This is a genomic window from Caldisericia bacterium (assembly GCA_021158845.1).
Classification (GTDB): Bacteria; Caldisericota; Caldisericia; order B22-G15; family B22-G15; genus B22-G15.
Genome location: JAGGSY010000068.1, coordinates 1 through 6,679, shown reverse-complemented (window position 1 = coordinate 6,679; position 6,679 = coordinate 1). Strand labels below are relative to the sequence as shown.

General features: G+C 36.4%; 7 protein-coding genes. 5 read left to right on the top strand and 2 right to left on the bottom strand.

What is annotated here, in order from left to right:
* From J7J33_02745 to J7J33_02725, 5 genes are all read left to right on the top strand, one after another.
* Window positions 1-874: AI-2E family transporter (locus J7J33_02745; GenBank protein MCD6168210.1), on the top strand; the 874-nt coding region annotated here is incomplete at its 5' end.
* A complete protein-coding gene (locus tag J7J33_02740) occupies window positions 853-1,440 on the top strand; it encodes a uracil-DNA glycosylase (GenBank protein ID MCD6168209.1) in 588 nt (195 codons plus the stop codon). The genes J7J33_02745 and J7J33_02740, both read left to right, overlap by 22 nt.
* A 222-nt stretch (window positions 1,441-1,662) precedes the next feature.
* Window positions 1,663-2,646, top strand: coding sequence for an ABC transporter ATP-binding protein (locus J7J33_02735; protein ID MCD6168208.1), 984 nt, complete (start codon window positions 1,663-1,665; stop codon window positions 2,644-2,646).
* Entirely contained in the window at window positions 2,627-3,442 is an 816-nt protein-coding gene (locus J7J33_02730; protein MCD6168207.1) for an ABC transporter permease, read from the top strand. The genes J7J33_02735 and J7J33_02730 overlap by 20 nt, the downstream gene beginning before the upstream one ends.
* Before the next feature lie 14 nt (window positions 3,443-3,456).
* Complete coding sequence (locus J7J33_02725) at window positions 3,457-4,281, top strand: ABC transporter permease (protein MCD6168206.1); 825 nt, start codon at window positions 3,457-3,459, stop codon at window positions 4,279-4,281.
* Here the strand turns inward: J7J33_02725 and J7J33_02720 are convergent.
* Together J7J33_02720 and ftsH are read right to left on the bottom strand one after the other, a co-directional pair.
* Window positions 4,278-5,012, bottom strand: coding sequence for an HAD family hydrolase (locus tag J7J33_02720; protein MCD6168205.1), 735 nt, complete (start codon window positions 5,010-5,012; stop codon window positions 4,278-4,280). The two genes, J7J33_02725 and J7J33_02720, sit on opposite strands and share 4 nt — an antisense overlap.
* The coding region (gene ftsH, locus J7J33_02715; protein ID MCD6168204.1) for an ATP-dependent zinc metalloprotease FtsH at window positions 4,996-6,679 on the bottom strand (1,684 nt) is incomplete at its 5' end. The genes ftsH and J7J33_02720, both read right to left, overlap by 17 nt.

Here is a 6,679-nt window from a genome sequence, read left to right as displayed (position 1 = left end):
ATCAGTTGTTATAGTGATCCTCATAATCGTTATATTTTTCTCAGTGATTGTTCCTCCTATAGTGAATGAGACTTCAAAGCTTGTAAATAACTTTACTTCCATTGCATCTGAATTTGCCTCCTATCTTACAAAGATAGGGGAGAAGATTCAGGAAATTGGAGGGGAGAACAAGATTCTTGCAGTTGGGATAGAAAAAATTGCAAAGTATATAGAAGATAAATTACCGGATATAATGAACCAGGTTTCTCAAAAGATTCTCTCCTTTTTCACATCATTTGTTAAGCTCTCCCTTGCCTTTATTGCATCTCTTATCCTTTCCATATTCTTTATTTTTGATAGAGAAAAGATTCTCTCTTGGGTCTTATCGCAGTTTCCTGAAAATATAAGAGGAAAGATTACTTCCTATTCAGAAACATTGAATTTCTATCTTAAAAGATACATCTTTGTTCAATCAATAATGAGCACAAGCATTGGTATTACCATATGGCTGGTTGCCTCCCTACTTAAGATACCCTATGCAGGCACTTTGGGTTTTATCGGTGCAGTTGGAGAGGTTGTTCCTTATGCTGGGGCAATTTTCACATTTTTATTAGGCGTGGTTTTATCATTGACTGTTTCTCCACTTACAGCTTTATGGTTCTCAATATTTTACATTGCCCAGCAACAATTAACATCAGAGTTTGTCTATCCACTTCTATGGGCAAAAGCAGTACTAAAGATAAGTCCATTCTTTGTTCTTATAACAATGCTTATTGTTGGAGCCATATTTGGTATATGGGGAGTTCTATTCACCGTCCCCATATTAATAATTCTAAAGATCACCTTTGACTATTTAAAGGAGGAGAAGATTCTTTGGAAAATAAGGAAAGTTTAGAGGAATTAAAAAGGGAAATAGGAGATTGTAGAAGATGTGATTTATGGAAGACAAGAACCCATCTTGTATTTGGAGATGGAAATCCAAATGCTAAGGTTATGCTTATAGGGGAAGCTCCAGGTTTTTATGAAGATAAGGAGGGAATTCCATTTGTTGGTGCAGCAGGAAAGTTCTTAAACAAACTTCTTGAGAGTGTGTCTTTAAAGAGGGAGGATATTTATATTGCCAATATTTTAAAGTGCAGACCTCCCAAAAATAGAGATCCTTTACCAGAGGAGATAGAAGCTTGTTCTCCATTTCTTGACAGGCAGATTGATATAATAAAACCAAAAATTATAATATGTCTTGGTAGATTTGCAAGTAAGTATATCTTGGATAAGTTTGGATTTTCTGATGCAGATTCTATAAGCAAGATTCATGGAAAGATTTTCGTGTCAAATACTCCCTTTGGAATTTTAAAGATTATTCCCATGTATCATCCTGCATCTGCACTCTACAGAAACGAGTTAAAGGAGGTGCTTTTATCAGACTGGAACAAAATAAAAAACCTTATTTTAAAAATTTAACCAAAGTTTACCATTTTTCATCTCTCCATGAGCTCCCTTAAAGATTCTTCTGATATATATTCGTTTGCAATTGCATCAAGTGATGTTTCTTCTATTAAATCTGTGAGAAAATCCATATCTCTTGCAAACAATAGTTTCCCATCTTTAAAGATGCTGTTTTAAATACATCTTCTCTTTTTGTGTTGTATAAATTTTATATAGCTATCTGATATAATATTTCCTGTGAATACGAAAGATTCTGCAATCAAAACAGTGGACCTTTACAGGTTTTATAAAAAGGGTAAAAGGATTATAGAGGCTCTCAAAGGAGTTAATATAGAGGTGGAAAAGGGAGAGCTCTTTGGGCTTCTTGGACCAAACGGTGCAGGAAAAACAACCCTTATAAAGATTCTTACAACTATACTTCTTCCATCAAAAGGCAAAGCATTTGTTTTAGGAAATGATGTGGAGAAGAATACTTTAAAAATAAGGGAGAGAATAAATATGGTCAGTGGTGGGGAGTGGTCTGGTTATGGAATTCTCACTGTAAGGGAGAATCTGTGGATGTTTTCTCAGTTTTATGGTATCCCATCAAGGGTGGCTAAAAGGAGAATAGAGGAGTATCTTGAAATCTTTGGTTTGAAGGAAGATGGAAATACAAAGGTTAGTAAACTCTCCACAGGAATGAGGCAGAAGATGAATATTATAAGAGGGATAATATCTGATCCAGAGGTACTTTTTCTTGATGAACCAACCCTTGGACTTGATGTGCAGATTGCAAGGACGGTGAGAAGCTTTATAAAATCATGGATGAGGGAAAGACCGGGAAGAACAATACTCCTTACAACTCACTATCTTCATGAAGCAGAGGAGCTTTGTGATAGGATAGCCATAATAAACAATGGGAGGATTGTAGCACTTGACACACCAAAGGGTTTAAAGGAGAGGATGAAAAACAAAGTATTTTATTCTGTAGAGGTAAGAACAGATTCCTATGATAAGTTAAAGGAAGATATACCCTTTATATACAATGTTTCAATAAATCCTCTACCAGATGGTAAGTTTGAATTGAAATTTCAGATGGATAACGAAGAGAAAATATCAGACCTTTTTCTCATTCTTAAAAATAGAAACATACTTGTTTCATCCTTTAGGAAGAGAGAGCCAACCCTTGAAGATGTATTCTTTGAAATAGTTGGAGATAAAGATGAAAAGATACATAGTTAGAAATCTAAGAGCCATATGGGGAAGAGCATATCCAAGGGTTATAGCTGCAAATAGGGAGTATTCCTGGATTGTAGCAGATGTGGTTTTACCTCTCTTATCAGTTCTTTCCTATGGTTTATTATACAAATTTCTTGGTGCTGGGATTGATTTTCTTGGTTTTGCCATACTTGGTGGAGCCATGAGTGCATTCTGGGTTAATGTATTATGGGATATGGCTTCTCAGCTTTACTGGGAGAGAATGGGAGGAAATCTATCTCTTTACATTATTGCACCAATATCCCTTATGTCCATTCTCTTTGGAATGAGTCTTGGAGGGATGCTGTCCACAGCTTTAAGAGCATCAGCAACAATCTTTATCGGGTCAATAGTTTTTAAAATTCCATTTAAGACAGGAAACCCTGTTCAGCTTTTCCTTATCTTCTTTTTAACACTTTCATCTCTCTATGGTCTTGGTATGCTTCTTTCTTCTCTTTATCTTATATGGGGAAGGGAGGCATGGCATCTCTCTGAATTTCTTCAGGAGCCTGTTTATCTTATCACAGGTATGTATTTTCCTATAAAATTTCTTGGACCAGTTGGTTTCTTTTCATCTCTTATTCCATTAACCCTTGGCCTTGATGGTTTAAGGCAGCTCCTCTTTAAAAAAGGAGAAATCTTTGGTTTTCTTTCGGTAAATGTGGAGATTCTTATTCTTTTAGTTCTCACAATTGTCTACCTTTTCCTTGCACATTTTTACTTAAAAAAGATGGAGAGACTTGCAAGAAAGGAGGGTAAAATTACAATAAGATGGGAGTAGTAAGAAGGCTCTTTTTGAACTTTAAAACCTCCTTTTTTCTTGGATGGAAGATTGAGAGTAACTGGACAGATCCATTTTTATTTACAATATACTCCCTTGCAAAACCTTTATCTTCTTCCTTTATCCTTATAATTATGTATCTCATCATAACAAGAGGAAAAATTGGGTTAACCTTTCCCCATCTTCTTATAGGAAATGCCCTTCATCTCTATACTGCCAATGTTCTTTTTGGTATGGCATGGGCAGTGATTGATGATAGGGAGTTTTATGAGACATTAAAATATATTTATATATCTCCTGTGAACCTCTTTATCTATCTTACAGGTAGGGGTTTTGCAAAGTTTATAACTACATCTGTTTCTGTAGGAATACTAATCTTTGTAAGTTTCACCTTCTTTAAGTTAAGTTTGAACCCAATTGCAGGATGGTTCATCATTCTTCCTCTGTTCTTTATTCTTGGTGTTTTTTCACTGTTTATAATTGGTTATTTCTTTGCAGGACTTAACTTCCTCATTGCAAAGAATGGCTGGTTTTTAACTCAGAGTGCAACTGGTATATTTCTTCTCTTCACAGGAGCAATCTTTCCACTCGATGTATTTCCTCCCTTCTTGAGAAATATCGGCTATTTTATTCCACAGACCATATGGATGGATGGGATGAGAAAAATTTTGCTTGGAACTGGATGGAATAGTTTAACAAAAGATATGTCAATTCTTACGCTCACAAAAATACTTCTTATTCAGAATGTAGTTTATTTTGTTCTTGTAACTCTATTTTTCTCCGTCTCTCTATTTGTTGCAAGGAGAAATGGTCTTATAGATCAGAAAACTCTTGATTAACTGAATAAACTCCTTGCGATAGGGAAGAGTTTTAAGAAAATATCATATATTTCAGGAAGAGTTTTGCCGCAAGGGTTTACTTCACAGTTACCATCTCTTGAGAAGTATATGTAATTTATTCCAGCATTTTTTGCTCCCTCAATATCTTTTTCTATTTTGTCTCCAATATGAACCATCTCTTCCTTTCTCACTTTAAAATCCTTCAGTGCTTTTAAAAAAACCTTCTTATTTGGTTTCACCCATCCTGTTTCATCTGAAAAGTACATCCTTTTAAAATAGCTATTAAGAGCATACTTTTCAAGAATCTTTCTTAAAGCCCAGCCTGGCGTTCTCCCTGCATCTGAAATTATGCACATATCTATTCCAAGGTTATAAAATTTTTTAAGCGTTTCCTTTGCCCCTTCAACTAAAGGTGGAGGATAGAAAAAAATTGCACTCTCATAGGCTTTCTTTATCTCATCAAATACAATTTGATTTACCCTCACTCCAAATCTTTTTAAGATATATTTTATCTGCTTTTCTGTCCCTATGCTCCTCTTTGTTTTATCCTGAGTTTCAAACAGCCAATTGCTCATCCTTAGATATGCTTTTCTTATATCTTCCAGTTCAATATTAAGAGGGGAGAGACACTCATAAATCTTTCTTATCCGTATCTCTCCCCTCTTATCCTCAAGTTCTCTTCTATCCTCTATTATTGTGTTCCAGAGGTCAAAGCTAATTAGCTTTATCAACTTCTTCTTTTTTCTTTCTCCTGAATTCCTCAAGTATCTTCTTTAACTCCTCTCCCTCCATTGTCTCTTTTTCCAATAGGACTTCAACAACTTTGTGAACTGCCTCGCTATTCTCTTTTAGTATTGCCTTTGCTCTTTCATGACATTTCTCAACGATGTCTCTTATCTCTCTATCAATCTCGTATGCTATCTGGTCAGAGTAGTTTTTCTCTGCGGCAATATCTCTTCCAAGAAACACAAATTCTCCTTTCTTTCCAAAGGTCAGTGGTCCAAGTTTCTCACTCATTCCAAACTCTGTTATCATCTTTCTTACAATCTCTGTTGCTCTTCTTAAATCGTTCTCAGCCCCTGTAGTTTTTTCACCTATAAAGAGTTCTTCAGCTGCTCTTCCCCCAAGAAGGACACTAACCTCTTCAAGGAGTTCCTCCTTTGTCTTCAGGAACTTTTCCTCCTCTGGTAATTGGAGTGTATATCCAAGAGCCATTCCTCTTGAAACTATGGAGATCCTGTGGACAGGATCAGTGTGTGGAAGATAATCTGCCACAATGGCATGTCCTGTTTCATGAAAGGCAATCATTCTCTTCTCTCTTTCGGAAACTACCCTTGATTTCTTCTGAGGTCCTGCTATTACTCTATCTATTGATTCTTCCAACTCTTCCATTGTAATTTTGTTCTTGCCTCTCCTTGCTGCAAGGAGGGCAGCTTCATTTACAAGATTTTCAAGATCTGCGCCAGTGAATCCTGCTGTTCTCTTCGCAAGCACAGAGAGATTTATGTCATTGGCTAAAGGCTTATTTCTTGTATGAATTTTTAGTATAGCTTCCCTTTCTTTCACATCTGGATAATTTACCACTATCCTTCTATCAAACCTTCCAGGTCTTAGGAGTGCTGGGTCAAGAATATCTGGCCTGTTTGTTGCAGCAATTACTATAATTCCGCTATTGGGATCAAAGCCATCCATCTCGACAAGGAGTTGATTTAATGTCTGTTCTCTCTCATCATGTCCTCCACCAAGACCTGCTCCACGCTGCCTTCCAACTGCATCAATTTCATCTATAAAAATAATACAGGGTGCATACTTTTTTGCCTGTTCAAATAGATCTCTAACTCTTGCAGCACCAACACCAACAAACATCTCCACAAATTCAGAACCAGAAACACTAAAGAATGGAACACCTGCCTCTCCAGCGACTGCTCTTGCAAGCAAAGTCTTTCCACATCCAGGTGGACCAACAAGAAGAACTCCCTTTGGAATTTTTGCTCCAAGGGCAGAAAATTTTCTCGGATTCTTCAGGAAATCTATCTCTTCCTGGAGTTCCTCTTTAACCTCCTCAAGTCCAGCAACATCATTGAATGTTATTTTTGGTTTATTCTCAAGGAAGAGTCTTGCCCTACTTTTTCCAAAATTAAACACCTGAGAGTTTCCACCTCCAGAGAGCGATCTCATCATCATCATCCAGAAGAAGATGATTATCACAATTGAACCAACATTTGATAGTATGTACCACCACATTCCACTGTTGGAAGATGGTTTAACAGTTACATCTACATTGTGATCTATAAGAATTTTTGGTAGGTTTGGATCATTAAAAGGGGGTATTGTTGTTTGAAATCTTCCTCCGTCTTTCAATGTTCCTGTAACATTTTGATCAGTTATAACAACATCC

Coding starts and splice junctions, on each gene's coding strand:
- J7J33_02730 (MCD6168207.1), top strand. CDS start 2,627: ATGAAAAGATACATAGTTAGAAATCTAAGAGCCATATGGGGAAGAGCA.